Annotated in this window: 21 protein-coding genes and 1 CRISPR repeat array; of the genes, 6 read left to right on the top strand and 15 right to left on the bottom strand. The window is 54.4% G+C overall.

Annotated elements, in window-relative coordinates; translation table 11 throughout:
- Positions 1-71: 71 nt before the first annotated feature.
- Positions 72-500: direct repeats of the CRISPR family, unit length 32 nt; unit sequence GTCGCCCCTCACGCAGGGGCGTGGATTGAAAC.
- Between the two features lie 228 nt (positions 501-728).
- The 5 genes from E6C51_RS07775 to E6C51_RS07755 form a co-directional block, all read right to left on the bottom strand.
- On the bottom strand, positions 729-3146 hold the full coding sequence (locus E6C51_RS07775; RefSeq protein WP_186827682.1) for a putative bifunctional diguanylate cyclase/phosphodiesterase: 2418 nt from the start codon (positions 3144-3146) through the stop codon (positions 729-731).
- A gap of 36 nt (positions 3147-3182) precedes the next feature.
- On the bottom strand, positions 3183-3626 hold the full coding sequence (locus tag E6C51_RS07770; protein ID WP_230987117.1) for a molybdopterin-dependent oxidoreductase: 444 nt from the start codon (positions 3624-3626) through the stop codon (positions 3183-3185).
- Between the two features lie 115 nt (positions 3627-3741).
- On the bottom strand, positions 3742-4254 hold the full coding sequence (locus E6C51_RS07765) for a 6-pyruvoyl trahydropterin synthase family protein (protein WP_146931977.1): 513 nt from the start codon (positions 4252-4254) through the stop codon (positions 3742-3744).
- A 21-nt stretch (positions 4255-4275) separates the two neighbouring features.
- Positions 4276-4932 carry a GTP cyclohydrolase I gene (folE, locus tag E6C51_RS07760; protein ID WP_190235570.1) on the bottom strand — a complete coding sequence of 219 codons (657 nt, stop codon included), beginning with the start codon at positions 4930-4932 and terminating at the stop codon, positions 4276-4278.
- Between the two features lie 725 nt (positions 4933-5657).
- On the bottom strand, positions 5658-6527 hold the full coding sequence (locus E6C51_RS07755) for a helix-turn-helix domain-containing protein (RefSeq protein WP_190235569.1): 870 nt from the start codon (positions 6525-6527) through the stop codon (positions 5658-5660).
- A gap of 111 nt (positions 6528-6638) precedes the next feature.
- On the opposite strand from E6C51_RS07755, the gene E6C51_RS07750 reads away from it, so the two are divergent.
- From E6C51_RS07750 to E6C51_RS07725, 6 genes are all read left to right on the top strand, one after another.
- Positions 6639-8165, top strand: a complete 1527-nt coding sequence (locus E6C51_RS07750) for an FAD-dependent oxidoreductase (RefSeq protein ID WP_190235568.1) — start codon at positions 6639-6641, stop codon at positions 8163-8165.
- Positions 8166-8482: 317 nt separating this feature from the next.
- Positions 8483-9625: a hypothetical protein gene (locus E6C51_RS07745; protein ID WP_190235567.1), complete on the top strand. Its 1143-nt coding sequence runs from the start codon at positions 8483-8485 to the stop codon at positions 9623-9625.
- An 11-nt stretch (positions 9626-9636) separates the two neighbouring features.
- On the top strand, positions 9637-10752 hold the full coding sequence (locus tag E6C51_RS07740) for a DegT/DnrJ/EryC1/StrS family aminotransferase (RefSeq protein WP_190235566.1): 1116 nt from the start codon (positions 9637-9639) through the stop codon (positions 10750-10752).
- Positions 10753-10798: 46 nt separating this feature from the next.
- Positions 10799-11593, top strand: a complete 795-nt coding sequence (locus E6C51_RS07735) for a cephalosporin hydroxylase family protein (protein WP_190235565.1) — start codon at positions 10799-10801, stop codon at positions 11591-11593.
- Positions 11590-12306 carry a WbqC family protein gene (locus E6C51_RS07730; protein ID WP_146931992.1) on the top strand — a complete coding sequence of 239 codons (717 nt, stop codon included), beginning with the start codon at positions 11590-11592 and terminating at the stop codon, positions 12304-12306. The genes E6C51_RS07735 and E6C51_RS07730 overlap by 4 nt, the downstream gene beginning before the upstream one ends.
- 99 nt (positions 12307-12405) lie before the next feature.
- Positions 12406-12948 (top strand): GNAT family N-acetyltransferase, encoded by a 543-nt coding sequence (locus tag E6C51_RS07725; RefSeq protein WP_190235564.1) that lies wholly within the window; start codon positions 12406-12408, stop codon positions 12946-12948.
- A 41-nt stretch (positions 12949-12989) separates the two neighbouring features.
- Here E6C51_RS07725 and E6C51_RS07720 read toward each other — a convergent pair whose 3' ends face one another.
- The 10 genes from E6C51_RS07720 to E6C51_RS07675 all read right to left on the bottom strand — a co-directional run bounded on the left by E6C51_RS07720 (position 12990) and on the right by E6C51_RS07675 (position 23721).
- Positions 12990-14147 carry a class I SAM-dependent methyltransferase gene (locus tag E6C51_RS07720; protein ID WP_190235563.1) on the bottom strand — a complete coding sequence of 386 codons (1158 nt, stop codon included), beginning with the start codon at positions 14145-14147 and terminating at the stop codon, positions 12990-12992.
- The gene (locus tag E6C51_RS07715) at positions 14144-15004 is read right to left on the bottom strand and encodes a phytanoyl-CoA dioxygenase family protein (protein WP_190235562.1); all 861 of its coding nucleotides are present in this window, start codon (positions 15002-15004) and stop codon (positions 14144-14146) included. Before E6C51_RS07715 ends, E6C51_RS07720 begins: the two co-directional genes overlap by 4 nt.
- Before the next feature lie 93 nt (positions 15005-15097).
- Positions 15098-16417 (bottom strand): glycosyltransferase, encoded by a 1320-nt coding sequence (locus E6C51_RS07710; RefSeq protein WP_190235561.1) that lies wholly within the window; start codon positions 16415-16417, stop codon positions 15098-15100.
- Between the two features lie 119 nt (positions 16418-16536).
- On the bottom strand, positions 16537-17766 hold the full coding sequence (locus E6C51_RS07705; protein WP_190235560.1) for a class I SAM-dependent methyltransferase: 1230 nt from the start codon (positions 17764-17766) through the stop codon (positions 16537-16539).
- Positions 17763-18326: a dTDP-4-dehydrorhamnose 3,5-epimerase family protein gene (locus tag E6C51_RS07700; protein WP_190235559.1), complete on the bottom strand. Its 564-nt coding sequence runs from the start codon at positions 18324-18326 to the stop codon at positions 17763-17765. Before E6C51_RS07700 ends, E6C51_RS07705 begins: the two co-directional genes overlap by 4 nt.
- The gene (gene rfbG / locus E6C51_RS07695) at positions 18323-19393 is read right to left on the bottom strand and encodes a CDP-glucose 4,6-dehydratase (RefSeq protein ID WP_190235558.1); all 1071 of its coding nucleotides are present in this window, start codon (positions 19391-19393) and stop codon (positions 18323-18325) included. Before rfbG ends, E6C51_RS07700 begins: the two co-directional genes overlap by 4 nt.
- A 2-nt stretch (positions 19394-19395) precedes the next feature.
- On the bottom strand, positions 19396-20166 hold the full coding sequence (rfbF, locus tag E6C51_RS07690) for a glucose-1-phosphate cytidylyltransferase (protein ID WP_146932008.1): 771 nt from the start codon (positions 20164-20166) through the stop codon (positions 19396-19398).
- Positions 20167-20424: 258 nt separating this feature from the next.
- Complete coding sequence (gene galE / locus E6C51_RS07685; protein WP_190235557.1) at positions 20425-21456, bottom strand: UDP-glucose 4-epimerase GalE; 1032 nt, start codon at positions 21454-21456, stop codon at positions 20425-20427.
- Between the two features lie 158 nt (positions 21457-21614).
- On the bottom strand, positions 21615-22784 hold the full coding sequence (locus tag E6C51_RS07680) for a pyridoxal phosphate-dependent aminotransferase (protein WP_190235556.1): 1170 nt from the start codon (positions 22782-22784) through the stop codon (positions 21615-21617).
- 139 nt (positions 22785-22923) lie between these two features.
- Positions 22924-23721, bottom strand: coding sequence for an NYN domain-containing protein (locus E6C51_RS07675; protein ID WP_190235555.1), 798 nt, complete (start codon positions 23719-23721; stop codon positions 22924-22926).
- Positions 23722-23790 lie beyond the last annotated feature (69 nt).

Below are 23790 nucleotides of genomic sequence, written 5' to 3'. Positions count from 1 at the left end.
GCCAAAACAGCAAACCATTCGCACAATCGAACGGCTTTTCTAATGCGGTGAAAAGGGTTAGATGGAAGGCAGTCGCCCCTCACGCAGGGGCGTGGATTGAAACAGTTTTGGAAGGTGCGCCAACAATTGTCCAGGCAGGTCGCCCCTCACGCAGGGGCGTGGATTGAAACCAGCCCGTAACCGTAACGGGAGAGCCGTTAACCTTGTCGCCCCTCACGCAGGGGCGTGGATTGAAACTAATGAGCCGTGACGCCAGCATAGACCTTCCAATGTCGCCCCTCACGCAGGGGCGTGGATTGAAACACGACAGCAGATCCAACGGCCCCTGGCCCTGTGTGTCGCCCCTCACGCAGGGGCGTGGATTGAAACCCTATATTTCGCGCTAAAAAGCGCAGTCCTTTAGTCGCCCCTCACGCAGGGGCGTGGATTGAAACCGGGAGGTGCCGGTTATCAACTCGCTGTTGATGGGTCGCCCCTCACGCAGGGGCGGGGATTGAAAGGAAGCAGGGCCTGTGTTGTAGCTGGCCAATGGCATTCCTCGAAGCTGACAAACACGTCTTGCGGGAGATTTGCCCGCTTGACGACCCGCGACGAGGGGAAGGCGCTGTCTGGGCAGCGGATGAGGAGCTTTACTGCGCCATGGGCCATGTATGGAGAGAAGCGCTGTGGAAGGTGGTGTAAAGCTTTGGCTACGCATCTTCGCTTAAACAGCGCAATTGAAGAGCGAATTATCGCTCATTCAGGCTCCATGCATCAACGCCAGGGTTGAAAGGCTGTGGTTTTCCAATGAGGTAGCCTTGCACCAGTTCGCAGCCGATGGACTTTAGCAAATCAAGTTGGTCCTGTGTTTCAACACCTTCTGCGGTTGTGCCCATTTTCAGAATGCCGCACAGGCGGATGATTGCCTCGACAATCGCGAGATTGTCGGCATTGCCGGTGAGTTCATCAATGAATGATTTGTCGATCTTCACCTTGTCGAACGGGAATTTTCTGAGATAGCTCAGGGATGAGTAGCCGGTACCGAAATCGTCAAGTGCAAGGCCAATGCCAGACTGCTTCAATTTGGTCAGTATCGTGAAGGTCCCCTCGTTATCGCCGACAAGAGCAGACTCAGTCAGTTCAAGAATTAGCCGGGATGGCTCCAAACCGGAGCAACTCAGCGCACTCTCAACCGCTGCGGTGATACTGTTATCACGCAGCTGTATGGTCGACACATTGACCGAAACACTCATGGTCTTCGGCCATTGAGCAGCATCCACGCAGGCCCGGCGAAGCACCCATTCTCCAATGGCTGTTATAAGCCCAATCTCCTCCGCCAGCGGGATGAAGACGGCTGGAGAAATATAGCCCCGCACAGGATGCCGCCAGCGCAACAGCGCCTCTACAGAGATGATTTTGCCCGACGCGATCTCGGCGATGGGTTGATAGAAGACCTCAAGTTGATCCTTGGGCAGGGCTTGCCGCAGGTCGAGTTCCATCTCCAGACGCATCTCTTCATGATCGTCCATCTTTGGCTCATAGAAGCAATACATGCCCTGTCGGTGCGCCTTCGCCCGATACAGCGCCAGATCGGCATTTTTTAAAAGCTGTTGCGGATCATTGCCGTCCATTGGCGCGATTGTCATTCCTATGCTGGAACTGAGGGGCATTTCACGCCCATGCACGATGAAGGGTTTGCCAAGTGCGTCCATCACCCGTTGGGCAAAAGCCTCCATATCGCCGACATTGCGAACCCCGCGCCGCAAAATTGCAAATTCGTCACCACCAAAGCGCGAGACGATATCGTGCTGTTTTGCGCATGATCGCAGCCGATCCGCCATGATTTGCAAAACCTTGTCGCCCGCGTCATGGCCGAGGTTGTCGTTCACCGCCTTGAAGCTATTAAGATCAAGCCACAACAGACCAAACTGTCCGCTATTATCCTCGCCAACCTCCTCCAATGCCTCCTGAAGGGCCTCAATGAAGGTGGCCCGGTTCGGCAAATCCGTCAGCACGTCAAAGCGCGCCATATATTCCAGCCGAGCTTCAACCCGGCGTCGCTCGGTGACATCCTCAAATGTTGCAATCCAGCCGCCGTTTGGCATTTTCTCACACAGCGACAGCAATGTCCTACCATCCTCGCAATGATGCAGAAAACGGGTCGCGCCTGCCTCGCTGGCATGCTCGGATGTGGCGCGCATGACGGCCTGAAAAACACGCACAGCTTCAGCAAACTTGCTGTTGGGATTATCCCGAAGCTCGACAAAGCTGAGGCCGAACGGCAGATCGTTCAGGGTGAGGCCCAGAATCTGGCAAAAGCGCGTATTGCACACATCAAGCCTGCCCGCGCTGTCCAGCATGAGAAGACCGTGGCTCATATTGTTCAACGCTGCATCGAACCGGTCATTCTGGGTGCGCAGTTGAATATCCCGGATCAGTAAAGTCTCATTCTGGATGCGAAGATCGGTATTGCGGGCCTCCAGATCGCCCTGCGCCTTGATGAGTTCGTTGCTTGAAACACGCAAATCCGTGGTCAGCACCTCAAGGGCTTGAGAGGTTTTGTTCGCCAGGCGGTTTTGGTAGACAAGAAGCGCGATCAAACCCAAGCCACAGGCGATGAGGCCCGTGACCAGATCAATGAAAAGAAATTGCAGGCTTTGAAGCCTGAGTTGATGTTCAATGAGCGTATCGCTTGTGAAGGTGTAGGCTGCGGATGCAAGTTTTGGCGCACGCCGGTCAAGCGGATCAATAAGCGCAATAATCTGCAATGCGACCTTTCGATCGGAAATCGAAGGCATCAGGCTGTCGATTTTGCGAACAGCAGTATCGAGGTCGTCAATGAACTCCCGCCGTTCAGGATCCCCGTTGACAAAATCCTGCAACACCGCTGATTTCAATGTCGAGACCCGGCTGACAAGAATGTCGAACCTCAGGTTGACTTCATTTTCATCAACATCGGGACTGCCAGCGCTAAAAGCGGTCAAGCGTTGCTCAAACCGCGTGATCTCCACCGAGGCCTGACTGGCGATCCAGGCAATATTGTAATTGGAGAGCTGCTGCGTCTCGTTTTGATCTTCGCGGATGAGGACTATGACGTAGATCGCCAAAGCAAAGAACACAACAACGAGGCCAATCAGGAGAAACCTAATTGCTCCGCTAGGCCGCATCATCGCCTCCTGCGCCAGGCTGTCGAAGACGCATGTTTATTTCACTGTCATTTTGGCAACCTGCCAGGCAGATCGCTTGTAATAGAGTTGGCTTTGCAGCTCAGGATCGCTGTCATAAGGATAGACGATGAACAACGGTCCCTTATCGCGCACCGGCATGTATTCGCCGTTGCGTTTCATGGCAAGAATGACGCGGAAACGCGTAAAATCTTCCATCGGAATTTCCGTCGTATAGTCGTTCAAAGCCTGAACATCCAAGAGTTTGCCCGTGGCACCAACGTGGTCCAGAACACTCGACATCAACGGGCCTTCAAACTTGACCTTGCCGGTGTACCAGGGGCATGATGTCTCGAAACTCACCATGCCGAGCGCTTCCAGGCTTTCCCGGTCGAATTTTGCTGTTCCATCCACGGCATTTTTGCTGATCAGACCATTGATCGAAAGGATGGGCTTTGTTTCTGCGTGAACGGAACCTGTCATAAAAAGGCCTGCTGCTCCGAGGAGGCCAGCGTTCAGTGTTCTGCGTGTGATCTGCATTTCTTTGAGCCTTCATGAACAAATATGGACAGAACCGGACCCCACGTCCGGTCGTGGCTTATCGCGGTATTTCGAACAGGGCCGAGTTGCCGCCGTGCTCACGGACTTCTACTGATTCCAGCCAGACGCGACCGTCCGTCTCGCGTCCAACCAATACGGATACATAGTCATGGCAAAACCGCGCCGTCTGCTCGCAGCCAACAGACGGCATGATGCGCAGATCAACCAGCCCCTTGTTCGCAAGTTCAACGAAGGTTGCCAATTCGGGGTCATCTTCGGCAACCAGCGTCGTGTGATCAAATTGATCGTGCAGCCATTGCCGAACCTGTTTCATTCCACCAAAATCGTAGCACCAATTATGCTGATCCAACTGGTGTGTTGCAAATACAAATTTAAAGGCCAGCGCATAACCGTGCAACAATTTGCAGTGAGAATGCTCGGCACGCCACTGACGAAAACAGCAGGACAGGCCCTCTGAGTGATCATAGGTCTTGGTCGAGCGATAGATCGCAGGTGGCGAGGCACCGAAACTGCTTTGTGCTGGCGTTTCAGCGACGTCTGCATGGCTCATGCTTTATCCCCTTTGACATCTTCACCGTTGCAAGCCGACACATTCCTGAAGAAACTCTGCCTTAAGATCGCGGTCCTGTGCCATGCAGCCGTAATAGGTTGTGGTGATCATGCGCGCATCATGGCTGGCGCGAATGCCGCGATGGGTTTTACACATGTGAACGGCCGAAATACGAACAGCCAGACCGCGCGGTGCGGTAGCTTCCACGATATGGCGCTCGATCTGCTTGACCAGCTCCTCCTGAATCTGAAACCGGGATGAGAAATAATCAACCAACCGATCATACTTGGAAAGACCAATGATCTTTCCATCCGGTGCAGGAACGATACCAATGTAGCACTCACCGTAGATTGGCATCAAGTGATGCGCACAGGTCGAGCGCACCTCAATCGGTCCTGTTACGATGAGTTGATCACATTGCTCAACGTTGTCAAACTCGGTGATTGCCGGTGGCGGCACAAAGCGACCGCGCAGGATTTCCTCGACATACATCTTTGCCACGCGGGCCGGTGTGTCGCGCATATTGTGGTCATTGCGATGGTCAATCTGAAGAACATCGAACAATTCTTGCAGCTTTACTGCGGCGTCAGCCATGACCTTGGCGCGCTCGGCCTCCGACAAAAAAACCTCGACCGCTTCATTCCCGAAGCGTGATGTCTTTGCCTGGAGGGCAGCCATCTCGTTTTTCATTGCTTGACCCGACATCATCATGCTCCCGGTTATTGTCTCGCGCAAAAGATTTCACAATTACAGCGCCGTGCGCCAAATATGGCGCACGAAGGACGCTGTAACACTTTAAATCTGCTGCATAATTTTCACCTTAAATCCAATCCGATCTAAGGAATTATGCAGTAATACTCACGTGCAGCAATGTCGAAGCGCAGCTGTCAAATTCAAAAACTCCGCGAGAATCATAGGCTTGCCTGTGAGGTGCATGATTGTGACATTTGCTATCAAAGCGGCCGCAGATGGTAGAAAATGTCACGATCAAACCACGAGCATGGATGGCCTATAGTTGTTTCAATTTGGTTAAATAAATCATTAAGTATCGCCCGATTAAGTCACAGAATTGCAAAGGGCTTGTCGCTTTTTTTGTGGTTAACAAAATATGGGTCGCCCGAAGAGAAAAGCAAACGGATCAATCTGGAAGAATTCCCTCTTACATTCGCAGATTCGAAAACAAAAAACCAATTCCCCTAAAAGTTCACGGGAAATCCGCCGACAATGGGTGCAGACGATCATAGCTGAAAACCATGCCCTACAGCGCCGTGCGCCATATATGGCGCACAAAGGTTCGCTGTAGCTCTTTATTTCTGTTGCATAATTTTATCTTTAAACCGATTCCGGTTTAAAGAATTATGCAATATCAGTCGCACGACAGCCATGTCGCGACACCCAACAGGTCACCCACCCCGAAACGCCATGCGATAGGAAGACGGCGTCACGCCGCGCACTTTGCGAAATCGGCGGGCGAAATCCGCCGCATCGAAAAACCCGCATTCGGTGGCGATCTGCCCTACGGGCTTTTCGGTCTGAACCAGCAACTGGCAGGCGCGCCCTAAGCGTAATTGCCCCACATAAGCACTGATCGACATACGGGTGCTGCGTTTGAAGATACGCTGAAGCTGGCTCTCCGTCAGATGGGCCAGATCGCAAAGAGGCTTGAGACGCAGAGGCTGGTCATAGTGATCGTGCAGATGGTCAAGAACTTTTTGCATTCGCACCCGGTCACGCGGCAAATCGCTGACCATCACCTCGCCACTGGCAAGAAGCTGCCGGTCAGGGGCGGCGGCCAGTTCAACCAGCAGCGTTTGCAGCGCTATGACCTGCGCCGCAGCGTTGAGCTGCCCCAGCTCCAGGATTTCCTTCCGGAGTTTGGCCACAGTATCAGGGCCAAATTGAATGCCGCGCCGCGCCTGCGCCAGCAGAGCACCCACCGGCGCAAGCTCCGGCACGGCTTCGATCAACCCATTGGCCCAATCCTGCGTAAACCAGCAGATCATCGCCTGATGGGCCGCAGCCCTGCCAATCAGGCTTTGAGACTGAAATGCATGAGGCAGATTGGGAGCGATCAGAACCAGATCACCATCGCCATAGTGGGCCACGTGATCACCGACAAAACGCATACCATGGCTGTTGACCGTCAAGGTTAGCTCAAACTCAGGATGATAATGCCAGTTGAAGGGAAATTCCGGCAATTGCCGGTCAAAAACCAGCAGCGACCGCCCTTTAGGAATGGCCACGGTCTCGAAATAGGGTTGAGATATGACCATTACCTTCCCTTCCGCTCCCCATATGCGGCCATTATACAAGAAGATGCGGCTCTGTGGAATGGTGCGCCCGTCGATCCTTTGGCATGACATGCGTTTGGGGAGGAATGCACAATGCAGACGATCAAGGCGGATATTGTGATCATTGGCTCGGGCGTTGGCGGCAGCGCCGTGGCTCATCAATTGGCTGGCAGTGGCGCAAAGATTGTGATGCTGGAGCGCGGTGATTTTCTGCCAAATGAGCCGCAAAACAGTGACGCCGAGGCCGTATTTCTGCAAGAGCACTACAAAACCCGCGAGGAATGGCAGGACGCATCGGGCGAGCGCTACCGCCCCGGCCAATATTATTATGTTGGCGGGCATACGAAATTCTACGGCACGGCGATGTTTCGCTTCCGGCCTATGGATTTCAGGGCAACCACAATAGACGGAGCGTCTTCACCGGCATGGCCGATCAGCTATGAAGAACTGGCCCCCTATTATGAGACAGCAGAACGTCTTTACGGTGTGCGCGGCCAGTCCGGCATCGATCCAACCGAGCCGCCACGCAACGCATTTCCCCATGCCGCGATTCCGCACGAGCCCACCATTGCCCGGCTGGCCAAGCGATTGAGCGCCCAGGGACTGCATCCTTTTCCCATGCCCTCTGCGGTGGATTTCGGAGACGGCGGCAGCTGTCAACGATGCGGCACCTGCGATGCTTTTGCCTGTCGGTTCAGCGCCAAGGGCGATGCCGAAACGCGGGTGCTGCGTCCACTCGTGACCCACCCGGACCTGCAACTGGAACGCAACGCTCAGGTGACCCGGCTGATTGCCGATGATCAGGGCCATCGCATCCTTGCCGCAGAATTTATGCGCGACGGCCTTATCGCACGGGTTGAAGCACCGCTGTTTGTGTTGAGCGCGGGTGCCATCAACTCAGCCCTGATTTTGCTACGCTCAGCCTGTGCCGGAGCTCCCGATGGCTTGGCCAATCGCTCAGGCGTGGTCGGGCGCTATCTGATGAACCACCATCTGACCGGGTTGATGGCAATCAATCCCTTGGCCCGCAATGACACCAGATTTCCAAAGACGCTCTCGGTGAACGATTTATACAATGGACTGCCCGGCGATAGCAATGCGCGCGGCAATATCCAGATGCTGGGCAAGATTCAGGGGGCCATGATCCGCGCCACCTACCCCGCCATGCCGCGTATGCTTGCCGATTGGCTGGGGCACCATTCTGTTGATGTGCTGGCAATGTCGGAAGACACGCCTGAAGCCGATAGCCGCGTGCGACTGTTGCCCGGCAACCGGGTCGAGGTCGACTATCGCCCCGGCAGCACCGACGCCCACGATCGTTTCGTGCATCATGTCAGGGGTGTGTTGCGGCGTTCGGGTTTTCCTGTCGTGCTGCGCCACGGCTTTGGCATTCGCGCACCGTCCCATCAATGCGGCACGGTGCGGATGGGAGATGACCCCGCAACCTCGGCGCTGGACGCCCTGTGCCGCGCCCATGATCATCCCAACCTCTATGTGGTCGATGGCGGGTTCTTTCCGTCGTCTGCGGCATTGAACCCCGCCCTGACCATTGCCGCGCAGGGGTTACGCGTCGGCGCACATCTGCGCGAGACCCGCATGCGCCAAAGCCAGAGCGCCTGAAACAGGACCTGAACAGAAAGGACCGGACCGATAGCACCTCAAAGCGACTGTATACCGACGTTTTGATGCAGAGCGATCGAAAGACAACTGCCAAGCCTCACGCCAGCTTGCGACGATACATTCCGCCCAAGTTCCGTTGCCCGGCTCCTGCATAATTCCTTAAATCGGAATAGATTTAAGGAGAAAATTATGCAGCAGCTTAAAAGTGCTACAGCGTCCTTTGTGCGCCATATTTGGTGAGAGGCGCTGTCGTGTTTGGATCGTGGTCACGGCAAATGTGTCCAGCGGTTTTGCCGCGCGTATTCTGTGAGCTGTTGATGCCCAAGCTATCCGTCTGCATTCCAGTTGAGCCCGGTCATGGTTTGCCTACCTATCTCATTCGTGAGCTTTTGAAAAATGACGCAGCCGATTTGGAAATCATCCTGTCCACCTTCGGCAATCGCTTGCAGGATGCCTTGGACATCACCGAAATAGCCGAGCGCGACACGCGGTTGCGGCTTTTGCCGCCGGCTCCTGACAATATTTCGGCCGGCCAATTGTGGGTTGGCACAGTTGCAGCGGCGCAAGGCGATTGGGTCACGCTGATCTATCCCGAAGACATGATAGAGCCTGATCTGCCAGCTTTGTTGACATATCTGGAAAAAGAGCAGCCAAAGGCTGATGCGCTGGGCTGGAACGCTTTCCAGATCTCGCCGTCCACCCCGCGCTATGTGCCAAGCAATGTTGCCGTGCCGGTTCTGCACAATGTAACGGCCTATGATAAGGCGCCCATGCTGGAAGCCTTTTTCTATTGGAAAGGGGCGCAGCAAACGCCCCGGATGCCCTTTGGCCTGTTTCATGGTGCCATCAAGCGCAGCCTTGTGGAAACCATTTTGGGAAACTGCGGCGAGTTGAGCTGGCTGACACTGTTGCCACACTATGAATGGTCGGCGCGGGTATTGATTTTTGCGGATGCGCTCGCGCTCAGCAACAGGCCGCTGTCTGCCTGCAATGTGGAACCCTTCAGGCCGCACTATGTCCCATCTGCGATCGAGAATTTTCCTCTTCATTCCGGCATAGGCATCACGGCCGCAATCGCAGAAATTCAGGTTCGGACCCTGGCGGAACTCGGCAGTGAATGGGCCGGATTTGGCGAGGATTTTGTCACGGCATGCCTTTATGATTGCGCATCGGAGCATAATCCATCTGCATTTCAAGCCAAGGCCGAGGCCTATCGCAAGGCATTGCTTGCCATGCCGGGCGGTGCTGCTTTTGTGGCGGGCTTCCAGCCGCCCTACTCTGCCACGCCCCCTTCCGATGCACGCCGAGGCCTTTTCGGCAAAATCCTGCTGGTCGATCGCTTTATTGGCAATGCGGTCACCGCCCAGGAATTTTATGCGGTAATGCGGGCTATGCTGACACCCATCGAGGTGATTGTGAGCGGTGGTGCGGTTGTCGATCTGAGTAAAAAGAAGAAATAAGGGCTTCCATCGTGCAAAATCGTATTCTTTACACCAAGCCCTCGATTACCGATCTTGAAACCAGCTTTGCCGCTGACGCCGCCGCCAATGGCTGGGGCGATAAATGTTATGATTATATTTATCGCTTCGAAAAGCAGTTTCGCGAACATATTGGCACCCGCTTCGCCATTGCGACATCAAGCTGCACGGGAGCCCTGCATCTCGGCCTCGCAGCCCTTGGCATCGGTGCTGGCGATGAGGTGATTTTGGCGGATACCAATTGGGTTGCCACGGTTTCGCCCGTTGTGCATCTGGGTGCCAAGCCGATTTTTGTCGATGTCGACGCCCATTCCTGGTGTGTGGACCCGGCCTTGGTAGAGCGCGCCATCACCCCCAACACCAAAGCCATCATTGCCACCCATCTTTACGGCAATCTCGCGGATATGGATGCCTTGCTGGCGATTGGTGCCGCCCACGACATTCCCGTGATTGAAGACAGCGCAGAGGCCATTGGCTCGGTCTGGACCAATAGTCGGCGCGCTGGCTCGATGGGTCGGTTTAGCACCTATTCCTTTCATGGCACAAAAACCGTCACCTGCGGCGAAGGTGGCATGTTTGTGACCAATGACGAGGACCTGTATGAGACGGTGCTGACCTTGAGCAATCATGGCAGGGCGCGGGGCCAGAAGAAGCAATTCTGGCCTGATATGGTCGGCTTCAAATATAAAATGTCCAACATTCAGGCCGCCATTGGCTGCGCCCAGATGGAGCGGATCGACACCCTCACCGCCCGCAAGCATGAGATTTTCGAGCGTTACAAGGAATTGCTGGGCGCGCTTCAGGGCCTGAGCTTTAATCCAGAGCCTGCGGGCACGCGCAATGGTGCCTGGATGCCCACCGTGGTGATGGATCAGGCGCTTGGCATTCGTCGCGAACAGATGATTGACGCCTTTGCCAAGGCCAACATTGATGCGCGAGTGTTTTTCCACCCGCTCTCCAGCCTGCCAATGTTCCAACCGGTTCTGATCAACCGTAACGCCTATGAAATCCCGGAGCGGGCCATTAACCTGCCAAGCTATCACGATATGACCGACGACCAGATTGGTCGGGTGGCAGATGTGATCAAGCATTTGGTAAACCCGCAATGACATCCCGTTTGCCTGATAACACAGCTAGGAAAGGCCACCAGCGCCCATGACTCATCCTGATGACCGTCTCGAATTTGAAGAGAACAAGCGCAAAATGAGCCTTGCCTTGGGAGCCGATAGCCAGGCCTTCGACGAATCACTCAAGCTGATGTTGACGCTTGACCAATATGATTACTCTTATCTCTGGTCCTGGATGGGCGTGCCAATCATTCAGTTCCCGGCTGATGTGATGGCGACCCAGGAAGTGATCTGGAATTCCAAGCCCGATATTATTATTGAGACCGGTGTTGCACGCGGCGGCTCGATGATTTTCATGGCGTCCCTGCTGGCGGCCATGGGCAATGACAAGGCAAAAGTGATCGGTGTCGATATTGATATTCGCGCCCATAATCGCGATTCGATTGAGAAACACCCACTGTCGAAATACATCACGCTGATCGAAGGCGGCTCCGTTGACGACGACGTCATGGAAAAGGTGAAAGCCCTGATTCCACCGGGTGCCAAGGTGATGGTGGTGCTGGACAGCGATCACTCCCGCGATCACGTTCTGGCCGAATGCCGCGCCTATGGCCCCTTGGTGACAGAGGGCTGCTATCTGGTGGTGGCCGATACCGTGGTTGGTCATCTGACAGAAGAAACGGCACCCAAAAAACGCTCCAAGATCTGGTATCAGGGCAATGAGCCGCTTTCTGCCCTGCATGATTACATGGCGGAAACAGATTGTTTTGAAGTGGATGCCGTGCTGAACGGCAAACTGGTTCTGTCATCCTCGCCGGGCGGCTATGTGCGCCGAAAAGTGACGGCTGAAATACCAGCGACAGCAACACAGGCCTCTGAATGACCCGTGTTGTCATTTCTCAACCCATGTATTTTCCCTGGGCTGGCTTCATGGCCCAGATGGCACTTGCCGACGTCTATATCTGGCTTGATGATGTCCAATATTCCAAGCGCAGCTTCACCAGTCGAATTCAGGTCAAGACGGCGGGTGAGCGGTGCTGGATGTCCATTCCGGTGGTCAGCAAAGGTCGCTATGACCAGAGGATCATTGATCTTGAACCCTCCAATGACACCTGGGAAAAATCTCACCGGGTGTTGTTATCGCAGGTTTTGAGCCGGTATCCACACAAGCTCGACGCCCTGTCTCTCTTCGACCAAACCATGGCACTGGAGGGGTCACTGTGCGATCGGTTGATCGCAAGTGCCGAGAGCCAGGCCAATCACCTCGGCATCCTGCCTCCTCGTGTGTATCGCTCGTCTGAGATGGGCTGCAAAACCACATCGTCTGAGCGCTTGTTCGAGTTGGTTCAAGCGGTTTCCGGAACAGACTATATCACCGGGCACGGCGCATGGGCCTATCTCAATCACAGCCTGTTTAACGATGCCAATATCTCGGTATCCTACATGCGTTACGATCCTCTGCCGTGGCCTCAGCCACACGGAGATTTCACGCCTTACGTGACCGGCCTCGATTTGATTGCCGCTGTCCCGCGCGATCAAGCCAAAGACCACCTGCGCCCGGCAACCGTTGATTGGCGCGCCTTCACCCCCGGGTAAATCGATCCACCCCTCTTCGCGGTGGGATGGATTGCAAACCCGAAAACAACGCGTTTGCCTTGAAGACCTTGCAAAAATTCAAACCTGGGCATTGAAACGATGTCGGATATTCCACCGTCAGACAAAAGCAATCCACCGATCGCACCCGCTCTCTTTCGAGATTATCAGGCATCGGATTTTGAAACGCTGGCAAACATCCGGCGGGATCCGTTGATGCATGATATGCTGATGTCGATTCCAAAGCAGACCGATGACGAGGCCGTTCAGGATTGGATTGAAAGACGGCGCAAAGAACCAGGCGGGTTATTTCGCATCATCGCAAATGCCCAGACCGGAGCTGCCGTTGGCTTTATTCAAATCGGCGGGGTTCACCACCACAATCGGATCGGGCACGGCGGATTGGCCGTGTCACGACATATCCAGGGCCAAGGCTTGGGCCGTGCAGCCATGAGCATGATTGTGCAGCTCGGCCGCGAAGACCTGGGCCTGCGAAAGCTGGTGGCCGAGATCCGGGCCGATAATTTCGCCTCAATAAAACTTCATATCGCCGCGGGCTATCGGATCATCGGCACGATGGAACAGCATTTTGTGGATACAAAAGGCGACGCGCACGACGTGCTCATTCTGGAACGCATGTTATAATAAAGCGCCGTGCGCCATATATGGCGCACGGCGTAACCGCGTCAGTCATCAATCCAGACAAGATCCAGACCGGGCCTGTTCAGCACGGGCTGGCCCGCAATAATCGCTCTCGCCTTCAGCGGGTTAAGCCCGACAAAAACCACATCTGTCCGCTCATCAATGTCGCCCGGCACAATAACAGGCCGATCAAAATGCATTGAGCCTTGCAGGTTTGGATTGAGATCCAGAAAAGCGCTCGGCGCAATATCCGCAACAATGCGACTGTTGATCCAGCTGCCGTAAAAACCAGCCCCATAAATCACGGCATTACGCCCCTTCAGCCGCTTTGCAACCGCATCAATCGTCTGGGTCGCACGCTCCCAAAAGCGGCAAATTTCTTGCGCTTTTTCTGCTCCGGCCAAAACCTCATCCGGATCAACATTTGGCGCATCCAGAACATCGTTTCTGACGGCAACGGCAAAAAACGCGCCCGGAAAAGCGGTTGTATCAATCACCTCAACGGTAAAACCCGCGAGCGCAAAACTATATTTGAGCGATGATACGCTGAAATGATTGAGGTGATCGGCAACTGTCATATCGCCGGGATTGGCGGCCACATCGGGCATAGACACAAGAATACGCCCACCCGGAGCCAGCAAATCCCGAAGTGTCTTCAGAAAGGCAATCGGATCACGCACATGCTCAATGACAAAATGGCTTATGATGATGTTAAACCGGCCATGCCATGCGGCTGGAAGCGCATAAATGGCTTGATCTTCATCACGCACCCAGCCCTGCCACGCTGATGCGTAATCATTGCTGACATCAAAAACATGCGGGTGCAAATCTGGTCGCGCCTGCACCATTTTGCGCAAAGTCGTCGCTTTTGCGGCACCGTAATCGAGAACGCGGGCACCGTGCGGTATATCCAGCAGTCTAAGCCCAAGGGCTGCTTGGTGATCCGTGCGGAAAATTGGATCACCATTGTCTGCCGTGCCGACGATCTGGTCATGGTCTTCCGATTGAAGCGAGATGCGGTAGTCGGTATCATAAAAACTGTCGACATCAGGCAAGTCGCACGATTGCGCATGGCCGCAGGTATCGCAAACATAAACCACCGTTGGGCTGTCGACAAAGGTCATCATCGACGTCAGCGCTGGAGCCGAAGCCTCATAGACCGGCTTGTCGAGCTTGGCCTGACAGACCCGACACGCCATCATGGTGTCGTCTCCGGCTTCGCCACCAGTTCCGGCAGGACTTTGCCAAACTCGATACCGGCCGCAAAAGAGCCGCACCAGCCGATGCGCGTGCCAACCGGATCAGCAAAATTGAAGTACCGGAATTGAATGCTCCAGCGCGGGATGGTGGACACGTTGTGGCCGCCCTGATGCATTGTCAGGAAGTCCATCAAAACCAAATCGCCTGGCGTGGTAAGCGGGGCGACCACATCGTAACGCGCCAGCCGCTCGTCCACCCGATCCATAAACAAGGCGTAAGCCCCGGTCTTGTTGGCACCACCATCATTGGAATAGACCGGAATAATGCCTTCGGCGTGGGAGCCTTCCGCAATCTGCACTGGCCCCATCTCCCTCGTGACCGGCAAAAGCGGCGTCCAGAAAACAATACCGTCGACGCTCCGCAATTGGGTGGGAAATTCCTGATGCCAATGAGCGCGGAATTTTTCTTCATGAGGGTTGTCAATGCGGATACCATAACCGCCAGCCGCAATGCCTGGCACCGACCCGGGACGAAGTGTCTGGAAAATGTCCAGATTTGCCGCCTTGGTCACCAATTGCATGAAGGCTGGAATTTGCTTGACCGCATCATAGACCTCACCACCCCAAGCCCGATTTTGAGCAATCAGCGCAGGATATGCCTTGGTCATCGCATTCCACGATGTATCGGTTAAAGCCTCGACACCATATTTATGGCAAATCCGCTCCAGGATGACACGAATGCCCTCTCGAATCGGCTCGACATCATCCTGCTCGCTATAAAATTTCGGCAGAACCGTATAACCTTTGCGGGGAAATTCTTCACATGCAGTCTCAGCCGTCTTCGCACACACTTCAGCCATTTGAATATCCTCTACACCCCTGGAGCACGCCTTCGCATTTCGCTTGTCTGTTTTAAACAAAACCAAGAACGAGAAACTCAGCCGCATACACTATCATGCCGATTTCGCTCTATTTTGCCCAAATTTCTTCAATTCTTTTTTCGTCATTTTGCTCAAGTCCACGTCTTCTTCCGGCTCGATGGCAAGCCATCTTGCTTCAGACATTGGTGTCAAACCTCTGCGTGGAACGACAATATCGTCAACCGGAATAGCCATGCTCGTGTAGACATCCCAGACGTCAGCAGGGGTCTGCGCCCCGGCAATATCCGCGCGCACATAAACACCCTTGTTGTGGAATCCCGTTACCAAAACGTCAGAGCTTCCAACAAATGTTTGGCGCTCCGGTGCATAGTATTTCAAAAACTTGCCGCCCTGCCATTTCTTGAAGGCAGCCTCATAGCCTGCCTTGACGACCTCAAACTCTTCTTCCCCATGATAGAGTTGAGTGTTATGCGCACAAGCTTCGGCAAAACCCCGCTCCCATCCACCATAGCGGACACCATATTTTTCTTTGAACCAGTGCTGGGTCAGGGCAATAGAAGCGGTCACACCCAGAGAGTAGCTGAACGGGAACTCCTCCAGCATTGGATCATCATGGAACCTGCCGCCGAGTTCTTCCATGAAAATCTTGATCTTCTTTTTGGTGTCTTCCACCCGGCCGATGGAATAGGAGTTACTCAAAGGGCATACGCCCATGACTGAAAACTGGCGCAGGCATGTCGCAAAATTGCGGCCGTTAAAAATCACCTTCATCGCCATTTCATAGTCGACGTTGGCGTGCTCAAAATAGACACCGCCGTAGGCCTCAAAGATCGTATCCAGCAAAGATCTGCGAACTGCCCCGTGATAGATAGAAAAGCCCGAGGTGGGGATTGCGCTTGCTTCAAACCAGCCAAACATGCGACGCATCGCTTCAGAGCGTGGAACTTTGACGATCGTGCTATCGAAGCCAACATTAAACACTTTGGGTTCAACGCCCTCTTCCGGCCAATAATAGCCAAACAAGCCCCAGGTGAAGGCATCGAGATCGGGGCTTGCCACCATGACGCGATTCAGCAAACCCGCCAGATCAGGCTCGATGAAGTCGTCGTCGCCAATGAATGTGACCCATTCGCCGGTTGTCGCGCGAATGGATCGTTCCCAGTTGTCGATCATCGACAGCGTTGTATCCGCTGACGGGATGTAGACCACACGCTTATCCTTGACGATCTCCTTCATGAAATCGTCCATGATGGAAGGATCATCCGAGTTATCCGTAAAGACAAACTCCACATCCTGACGCTTGTTGCGCACCAGGCCTTCAATTGTCTTTTGAAAGTAAAATTGACGGTTACGCGAAGGAACACAAATTGAAAGCGTGGGTCTGGTGGTCATCGAAAGTCTCCGGAAAACACCGAATTTGGGGCGCAATGAAGCGTTTTATTTGGGCGAAAGAGGTGTAACTGGCGGCGGCGTCAGCTTTTGCGGCACCACCATCAGAAGCTCGTCCTCTTTCAGGGATGCACCGTCAGGCTGGGCACCACCGTTACGAACTTCCCACCCCAATCGCTGATATACGAAAGCTGCTGTTTGATCTCTTCTGTCAGATTCCATGGCAAAATCACCACCCTGTCCGGTTTATGGGTTTTAAGATCCTGCTCGGAAACAATCGGCACGCGACTTCCGGGCAGGAACATGCCTTGTTTCGCCGGATTTTTATCGACGACAAAGGCGATCTGACCGGCCTTGATGCCGGCGAAGTTTAACAGCGTATTGCCCTTTGCGGCAGCGCCGTAGGCGGCAATCGTCAACCCTTGACGATTGCAATCAATCACAAAGTCCAGAAAATCATCGCGGACTTTATTGGCTTGCGCCTGAAAGCCCGCATAGGTGCCAATGTCGCCAAGACCGGCATCCATTTCGCGCTTGAGCATCTCATCCACGCGCGCACTTCTCGCGTGCGCCTGCGTATCCTTGCGGCAGGCAAAAACCCGGAGGCTGCCGCCATGCCATGGCGTGGTTTCCACATCAAAAACCGTCAGTCCATTGGCGGTAAAGATGCGATCAACCGCCAAAAGCGAAAGATAGGAATAGTGCTCATGATAGGCCGTATCAAACTGGCTTTGAGCGATCATGTTCATCAGATGCGGAAACTCAAAGGTCGCAACGCCTTGAGGCTTCAACAGCCGCGCAAAGCCTGAGACAAAATCGTTGATATCCGGCACATGGGCCAAAACATTGTTGGCAGCGGTGAGGTCGGCTGCATGCCCCTCAGCGACCAGCTTTTCCGCTAGGGCAACACCAAAGAAATCCTCGACAATCTCTATGCCTTTTTCGCGCGCCGCCGCTGCCGTGCTGGCCGTGGGCTCCACGCCAAGGCAGGACATGCCCCGCTCTTTCACAAATTGCAAAAGATAGCCGTCATTGGCGGCAATCTCGACCACATGCGATTGCGACGTCAGCGCGAACCGATCAACTATTTCCGCAACATAGGACTTGGCATGGGCCAGCCAACTTGATGAAAACGACGAGAAATAAGCATAATCTTCCGAGAAGAACGTCTCTCTGGAGGCGAAGTCTTCGGTTTGCACCAGCTTACATTCGGCGCACACCCGGATCACCAAGGGATACCACAGTTCGGGCTTGGCCAGATCCTTTGCTTTCACATAGGAGTTGGACGGCGGTGCCGTGCCAAGATCAACAAAAGGATGCATCATTTCTGACGCGCAATGGCGGCATTTCATACAATAAGTCCTTCGAAATCCGGGGCAAGCAAGGGATGGTTCTGGTCGCGCGCAGAAAGATTTTGAACCGGAAGCGGCCAGGCAATATTCAAGCGAGGATCTTGCGCATGCAGCCCTCCTTCTGCCTCAGGCCGAAACGGTGCTGAATGCATGTAAATCATCCGCACATTGTCACTCAAAGCCTGAAAGCCGTGAGCAAAACCGGCCGGGATCAAAAGGGAACACGCATTGTCTTCAGAAAGCTCGACGGCCACGTGCTGAAGAAATGTCGGTGAGCTGCGCCGCAGATCGACAGCCACGTCAAGAATGCGGCCCTGCACGCAGGTCACCAGCTTGCATTCTGCAAAAGGTGCCTGCTGAAAATGCATGCCGCGCACGGTGCCTGCAAATCGGGTTGCCGTTTCGTTGACCTGCATCACCGGCCCCGGCCAGCCCAGAGCTGGCAAGTCTTCGGCACAGAACAGGCGGCTCAAAAAACCGCGCTCATCGCCAAAGCGGGCGCGGGTCAGAAGCGTCAACCCGGCAAGAGCGGTCGGCTGTGGCTGGAACCGTGTGCTCATAAAGCCACGTCCAGTTCTGGCGACAGAGCCGCCTGATAGGCTGCAATATCAGCCCGGCAAAGCGTAAGTGCCGACGCACCATTATGCTGCTGCGCATACCAGCGCATCGTGCGCTCAACGGTTTCCTGCAAAGACCAGCGTGGACGATAGTTCAAGCTGTGCATCGCCAATGTGCTATCAAGCATCAGATAGCCAGCCTCATGCGGACCTTCGCTGCCATCGCCCAGCTCAACGTGCCCTTCTCCAAAGCTTTTGGCAGCCAGCGTCAGCACTTGCGCAACAGAGGCGGCGCTGGCATGGTCGGGGCCAAAATTGAGGGCGGTCAGGGCGTGAGGCTCCAGCCAAAGCTTTTGCGCCATGGCGATATAGCCAGCCAAAGGCTCCAACACATGCTGCCACGGTCGCACCGCGTTTGGCCGGCGCACATGCACGGGCTGGCCGGTGCTCCAGGCCCGAACGGCATCAGGGATCAATCGATCATCGGCCCAGTCACCACCGCCGATCACATTTCCGGCCCGCGCCGTGGCGAGACCGATGGAATTTTGCGCAAAAAATGAGGCGCGATAGCTGGAAACCACAATTTCAGCCGCCGCCTTGCTGGCGCTGTAAGGATCATGTCCACCCAAGGGATCAGATTCGATAAAGGCCTTGCCCGTTTCGGCGTTTTCATAAACCTTGTCGGTGGTAATCACCACGATGGCCTTAACGCGCGGCGCTTCTCGCAATGCTTCCAGCACATGCACCGTGCCTTGCACATTGGTTTCATAGGTTGCCACCGGATCGCGATAGCCCTGGCGCACCAGAGGCTGGGCCGCAAGGTGAAAGACAATCTCTGGATTGACGCTAGCGACCCGCGTTTTCACCGCAGCAAAATCGCGCAACTCGCAGGTGTCAATGGCACCCTCGTGCAACAGGCGAAAAAGGCTCGGCGAGGTTTCTGGCGCAAGCGAAAGGCCATGCACGTCCGCCCCCATATCGCTCAGCCATAACCCCAGCCAACTGCCCTTGAAGCCGGTGTGGCCCGTCAGCAGAACCCGTTTGCCGCGCCAAAAGTGAGGATCAATCATCTTTACCAGCTCTTCCAGGGCGGATTGCCGCTTGCCCAAAGGGCTTCGAGATGGTTTTTGTCGCGCAAAGTATCCATCGGCTGCCAAAAACCGTCGTGGATATAAGCACATAGCTCGCCATCCTCGGCCAGACCCATCAACGGGGCGGCTTCCCACGGTATATCGTCACCGGCAATGCGATCGATGCATTTGGGCGAGAGAACGAAGAAGCCACCGTTGATATACCCGGCTTCGCCGACAGGCTTTTCGACAAAACCGCGCACGTTTACGCCATCCATGGCCAACGCACCATAGCGCGCAGGTGGCTGCACCGCCGTCACCGTTGCCAGCTTGCCGTGTTCTTTGTGAAAGCGGATGGTGGCCGCAACATCAACATCGGACACGCCATCACCATAGGTAAAGCAAAAGGCTTCCTCGTCTTTGAGATAGGATGCCACGCGCTTCAGACGCCCGCCGGTCATCGAGGTTTCGCCGGTATCCACCAGCGTGACTCGCCAACTTTCGGCGCTCTGCTTGTGAAACTCCATGCGGTTCTCGGCAAAATCGAAGGTAATATCCGAGGTATGCAGGCCGTAATTGGCGAAATATTCCTTGATAATATAGCCTTTAAACCCGCAGCAGATGATGAAATCACGAATGCCGTGGCCATAATAAAGCTTCATGATGTGCCAAAGAATGGGGCGACCACCAATTTCAATCATCGGCTTGGGACGCAAATGCGTTTCCTCGGAAATGCGCGTACCCAATCCACCTGCGAGAATAACTGCTTTCATTATGCCCACTCCGGGGCTGCCGAGCGCGCAGCCTCATGGAGGTCTGCTGCCGAGCAAACAGCAATCAATGCCATTCCTTGCCCCAATTCAGATTAAACTGGACCAAACCTAGCGGGGCAAACTGTCGTCAAACTTGTGCCTTGATGATCAAATGATCATAAACCAAGACAGCGCCTCTCACCAAAGTTGGCGCACGGCGCTGTCGCACGTTTAATCTGCTGGATTATTTTCACCTTAAATCGATTCCGATTTCAGGAATTATGCGGTAGCAAGAAGCGGCACGATGCCATCCAAAAGTGCAACTTCTGCAACCGGCCTGCGCCGCTCCCACGCAAGCGCCGTGGCAATGATGCTATCCAGACCGGGATGAACGGCGGTCCAGCCGAGTTTTTTCCTCGCCACCGTCGGATCGGCAATCACCGATGCACAGTCACCGGCGCGTCGTCCGCTCAGTGTAACAGGAAGCGTCACGCCCGCCACGCGCTCCACGGCCGCCACAACATCCAGCACCGAAGCCCCGCACCCATAGCCGCAATTGGCAACCAAAGATTGCTCTCCTGCCCTGAGATAATGCAAAGCCATGGCATGAGCATCAACCAGATCGTCAACGTGAATATAGTCGCGCACACCGGTGCCGTCTGGCGTCGGATAATCTGTCCCATAAATATGGAGGCTGGCGCGTTGACCAAGCGCCGTCTCACACGCCACCTTGATCAGGTGGGTGGCCCCTCTGGTCGACTGGCCCGTGCGCCCTTTTCGCTCGGCACCGGCAACGTTGAAATAGCGCAGGGCGACATAGCGAAAATCCGGGTGAGCGCGCGCCGTATCGGCCAGAATAAGCTCTGTCATCAGCTTGGACTGACCATAGGGGCTTTCGGGCTTCAGCGCATCGGTCTCGCGCATCGGCTGGTCCGATTGCGGCGCGCCATAGACGGCAGCAGTTGAGGAAAAGATGAACTTGCCGATTTTGGCCCGCACCATTTCTTCAATCAGAATACAGGCCTTCACGGTGTTGTTGTTGTAATATTCCAGCGGATTCTCCACACTGTCAGGCACAACCACCAGACCGGCGAAATGAAAAACCGCTTCTATTTTATGGGCGGCAAAGATCTGCCTGAGCACGTCGCGATCACCGACATCGCCGTAATAAAATGTGGCTTGGGGAGAAACCGCACTGCGAAAGCCTGTGGAGAGGCGATCAAGCACAATAACCTCATGGCCGCTGTCAATGAGCGACCACACCATGTGGCTTCCAATGTAGCCAGCACCGCCTGTTACCAAGACTGCCATTGCTCTCCCCAACAAGAGATGATCTCTTGTACTCCTATCCCAAACGCACCTTTTAGCCCGTTAAAATCTTCGAATGGACAATAACAAGTGCGGGACATTTTAGACAGATGGATAATGCAATCTTAACGGATCGAGCGCAACCGTCAGTGCCGGACAGTTCACAGTCTGGCTATATAGTCGCTCAACCGTTTGGCAGCATCTTCGATGTGGAGCGGATTGCGCAAGAAACACGCGCGCAAGAAAGTGGAGCCGCCCGCGCCAAAGGCAGTGCCGGGTGCGAGGCCTACGCCGGTTTTATCGACAATATCAAGCGCTGCCTTGCGGCTGTCTTTCACGCCATCAATTTCCAAAAAGGCGTAGAGTGCACCATCCGGCTTGGCGGAGCGAACCCGATTGGTGGCAATCAGAGCGTTGAGCAAAATCTCGCGCGAGGTGCGGGCGCGCTCGATGTTTTCGCGCACGAATGCATCGCCTTCATTCAAGGCCACAACGGCACCGCGCTGCATGAACTGCGCCACACCCGAGGTGGAATATTGAATGAGATTTTCCAAAACCTGCCCGATTTCCGGTGGTGCCACCAGCCAGCCAACCCGCCAACCGGTCATCGACCAATTCTTGGAAAAGGAATTGGCAAAAATCACCCGATCGCCTTCTTCCATCACATCCAGAAAGGACGGAGCGCGACGCTCACCGACAAAATAGTAAAGCGCATAAATCTCATCGGCCAAAATCCAGAGACCATGCTTGCGCGCCAACGCCAAAATGGCTTTCAAGTCCTCCAGACTTGCTGTCCAGCCGGTCGGGTTGGACGGCGTATTGATGAACAGGGCTTTGGTTTTGGGCGTGATGGCGTTTTCCAGCCGAGCAAGATCGAGCTTCCAGCCGCCGTCAACATAATCGATCTCGACACCCACGGCTTTTGTTCCGGCAATATTGATGGCGGAGACAATGTTCGGCCAGCAGGGCGAAAGATAGATCATCTCGTCACCCGCCTGCGTCATGGCCTGCACGGCAAGCTGGATGGCCTGCATACCAGAGCCGGTGACATAGAAATGATCCGGTGAAAGCGATGCCGAAAAATGCCGATGATAATAATCGGACAAGGCTTGCCGCAGCTCCGGAATGCCGCGCTGCCACGTGTAGAAGGTCTCGCCGCCCAAAAGCGCGTCACTTGCGGCGCGATTGATAAAATCGGGTGTCGGCAAGTCCCCTTCACCGGCCCAAAGCGGCAAAAGATTGTCCCGCCCGCGGGCGTAATTGATGATTTCGACGATACCGCTCTCTGGGGCATCGGTGGCACGTTGGCTCAGGCTGTTAATCAGGGACATGGCAAAGCTCCTACATTGCTTCGTTCATACCCGAAGCACAGCAAGAAATCCCATGATAAAGCGTGGCGGATTGATTGTTTTTGGTGATGGTTGAGTGTGAGCCACCGGGCAATCGCTCAACATTTACACATTATGAAATTCAAGGTCGATTGTCAGCCATAGCTGGCTCCAGAAAACCCGACGTGATCCCATCAACATGCTCCAACAATCCATCCTCCACGCTTTGCCACAGTGGGTCCAAAATAAATTCAACCCCTTCACGCCGAGCAAGTTTCGCTGCCGGAATAAAATCACTATCACCCGTCACCAGAATAATTGTATCCACTTGGCGCTTCAGCGTCATTGTCGCAATATCGAGACCAATGCGCATATCGACGCCTTTTTGACGCAATGGTAACTGTAAATCATCTTCACTCAGAGCACCCCATACACGCAGCGCATTGATTGCTGCTTCGCTGCGCATTGAATCATGGCGTGAGGGATCCTCAAGCACAGACAGGAGATATTCTCGATGACTCCATATTTTTAAGAGCCCCTTCATGTGATGATCGTAAGGCGACCAATAGCCATCTTGCTTCACAGAGCCGAGTCTGAGTGCAAACTTCCGAAGCTTTCGCACCTCGTTAAATAAGTTCCGGCGAAATTGTGCCTCAGGCGTTACCCCATAATTGATTTGGCGATTTTTGAAGGGATGATGCGGCACGCCTGAAAATGGTTCGGCGTCATAATAAAAAAGCCGGTAAACGTGATCAAGCCAGCGGCTATCTCTTTCGGAGGCCTTTTCACCAATCAGTTTCTGCACATGGCGTTTGCATAAGCCCCTTATTGCCTTAGCAACCTCTTGCGGGTTTTCTCGATCAATTTTTGGCCAACGCTTCAATCTTTTGAGAAAAAAACCACCGTCGACAAGGATGGCAACCTTTCGAACTCTATCCATTTAAAATCCAAAAAAAGAAATTTAAATAAAAAGCCCTACCTTTCGGTTCATCTCCTTGATCGTTTGGAG

Source organism: Gillisella terrae (assembly GCF_004801395.1).
GTDB lineage: Bacteria > Pseudomonadota > Alphaproteobacteria > Rhizobiales > Rhizobiaceae > Allorhizobium > Allorhizobium terrae.
Note: the sequence above shows the minus strand (reverse complement) of the source record. Positions and strands in the feature narration are given on the sequence as shown.

Bases quoted from the DNA above. Each gene is read 5' to 3' on its own strand.
- E6C51_RS07775 (WP_186827682.1), bottom strand. From the start codon at position 3,146: ATGCGGCCTAGCGGAGCAATTAGGTTTCTCCTGATTGGCCTCGTTGTT.
- E6C51_RS07770 (WP_230987117.1), bottom strand. From the start codon at position 3,626: ATGACAGGTTCCGTTCACGCAGAAACAAAGCCCATCCTTTCGATCAAT.
- E6C51_RS07765 (WP_146931977.1), bottom strand. From the start codon at position 4,254: ATGAGCCATGCAGACGTCGCTGAAACGCCAGCACAAAGCAGTTTCGGT.
- folE (WP_190235570.1), bottom strand. From the start codon at position 4,932: ATGGCTGCCCTCCAGGCAAAGACATCACGCTTCGGGAATGAAGCGGTC.
- E6C51_RS07755 (WP_190235569.1), bottom strand. From the start codon at position 6,527: ATGGTCATATCTCAACCCTATTTCGAGACCGTGGCCATTCCTAAAGGG.
- E6C51_RS07750 (WP_190235568.1), top strand. From the start codon at position 6,639: ATGCAGACGATCAAGGCGGATATTGTGATCATTGGCTCGGGCGTTGGC.
- E6C51_RS07745 (WP_190235567.1), top strand. From the start codon at position 8,483: ATGCCCAAGCTATCCGTCTGCATTCCAGTTGAGCCCGGTCATGGTTTG.
- E6C51_RS07735 (WP_190235565.1), top strand. From the start codon at position 10,799: ATGACTCATCCTGATGACCGTCTCGAATTTGAAGAGAACAAGCGCAAA.
- E6C51_RS07730 (WP_146931992.1), top strand. From the start codon at position 11,590: ATGACCCGTGTTGTCATTTCTCAACCCATGTATTTTCCCTGGGCTGGC.
- E6C51_RS07725 (WP_190235564.1), top strand. From the start codon at position 12,406: ATGTCGGATATTCCACCGTCAGACAAAAGCAATCCACCGATCGCACCC.
- E6C51_RS07720 (WP_190235563.1), bottom strand. From the start codon at position 14,147: ATGATGGCGTGTCGGGTCTGTCAGGCCAAGCTCGACAAGCCGGTCTAT.
- E6C51_RS07715 (WP_190235562.1), bottom strand. From the start codon at position 15,004: ATGGCTGAAGTGTGTGCGAAGACGGCTGAGACTGCATGTGAAGAATTT.
- E6C51_RS07710 (WP_190235561.1), bottom strand. From the start codon at position 16,417: ATGACCACCAGACCCACGCTTTCAATTTGTGTTCCTTCGCGTAACCGT.
- E6C51_RS07705 (WP_190235560.1), bottom strand. From the start codon at position 17,766: ATGAAATGCCGCCATTGCGCGTCAGAAATGATGCATCCTTTTGTTGAT.
- E6C51_RS07700 (WP_190235559.1), bottom strand. From the start codon at position 18,326: ATGAGCACACGGTTCCAGCCACAGCCGACCGCTCTTGCCGGGTTGACG.
- rfbG (WP_190235558.1), bottom strand. From the start codon at position 19,393: ATGATTGATCCTCACTTTTGGCGCGGCAAACGGGTTCTGCTGACGGGC.
- rfbF (WP_146932008.1), bottom strand. From the start codon at position 20,166: ATGAAAGCAGTTATTCTCGCAGGTGGATTGGGTACGCGCATTTCCGAG.
- galE (WP_190235557.1), bottom strand. From the start codon at position 21,456: ATGGCAGTCTTGGTAACAGGCGGTGCTGGCTACATTGGAAGCCACATG.
- E6C51_RS07680 (WP_190235556.1), bottom strand. From the start codon at position 22,784: ATGTCCCTGATTAACAGCCTGAGCCAACGTGCCACCGATGCCCCAGAG.
- E6C51_RS07675 (WP_190235555.1), bottom strand. From the start codon at position 23,721: ATGGATAGAGTTCGAAAGGTTGCCATCCTTGTCGACGGTGGTTTTTTT.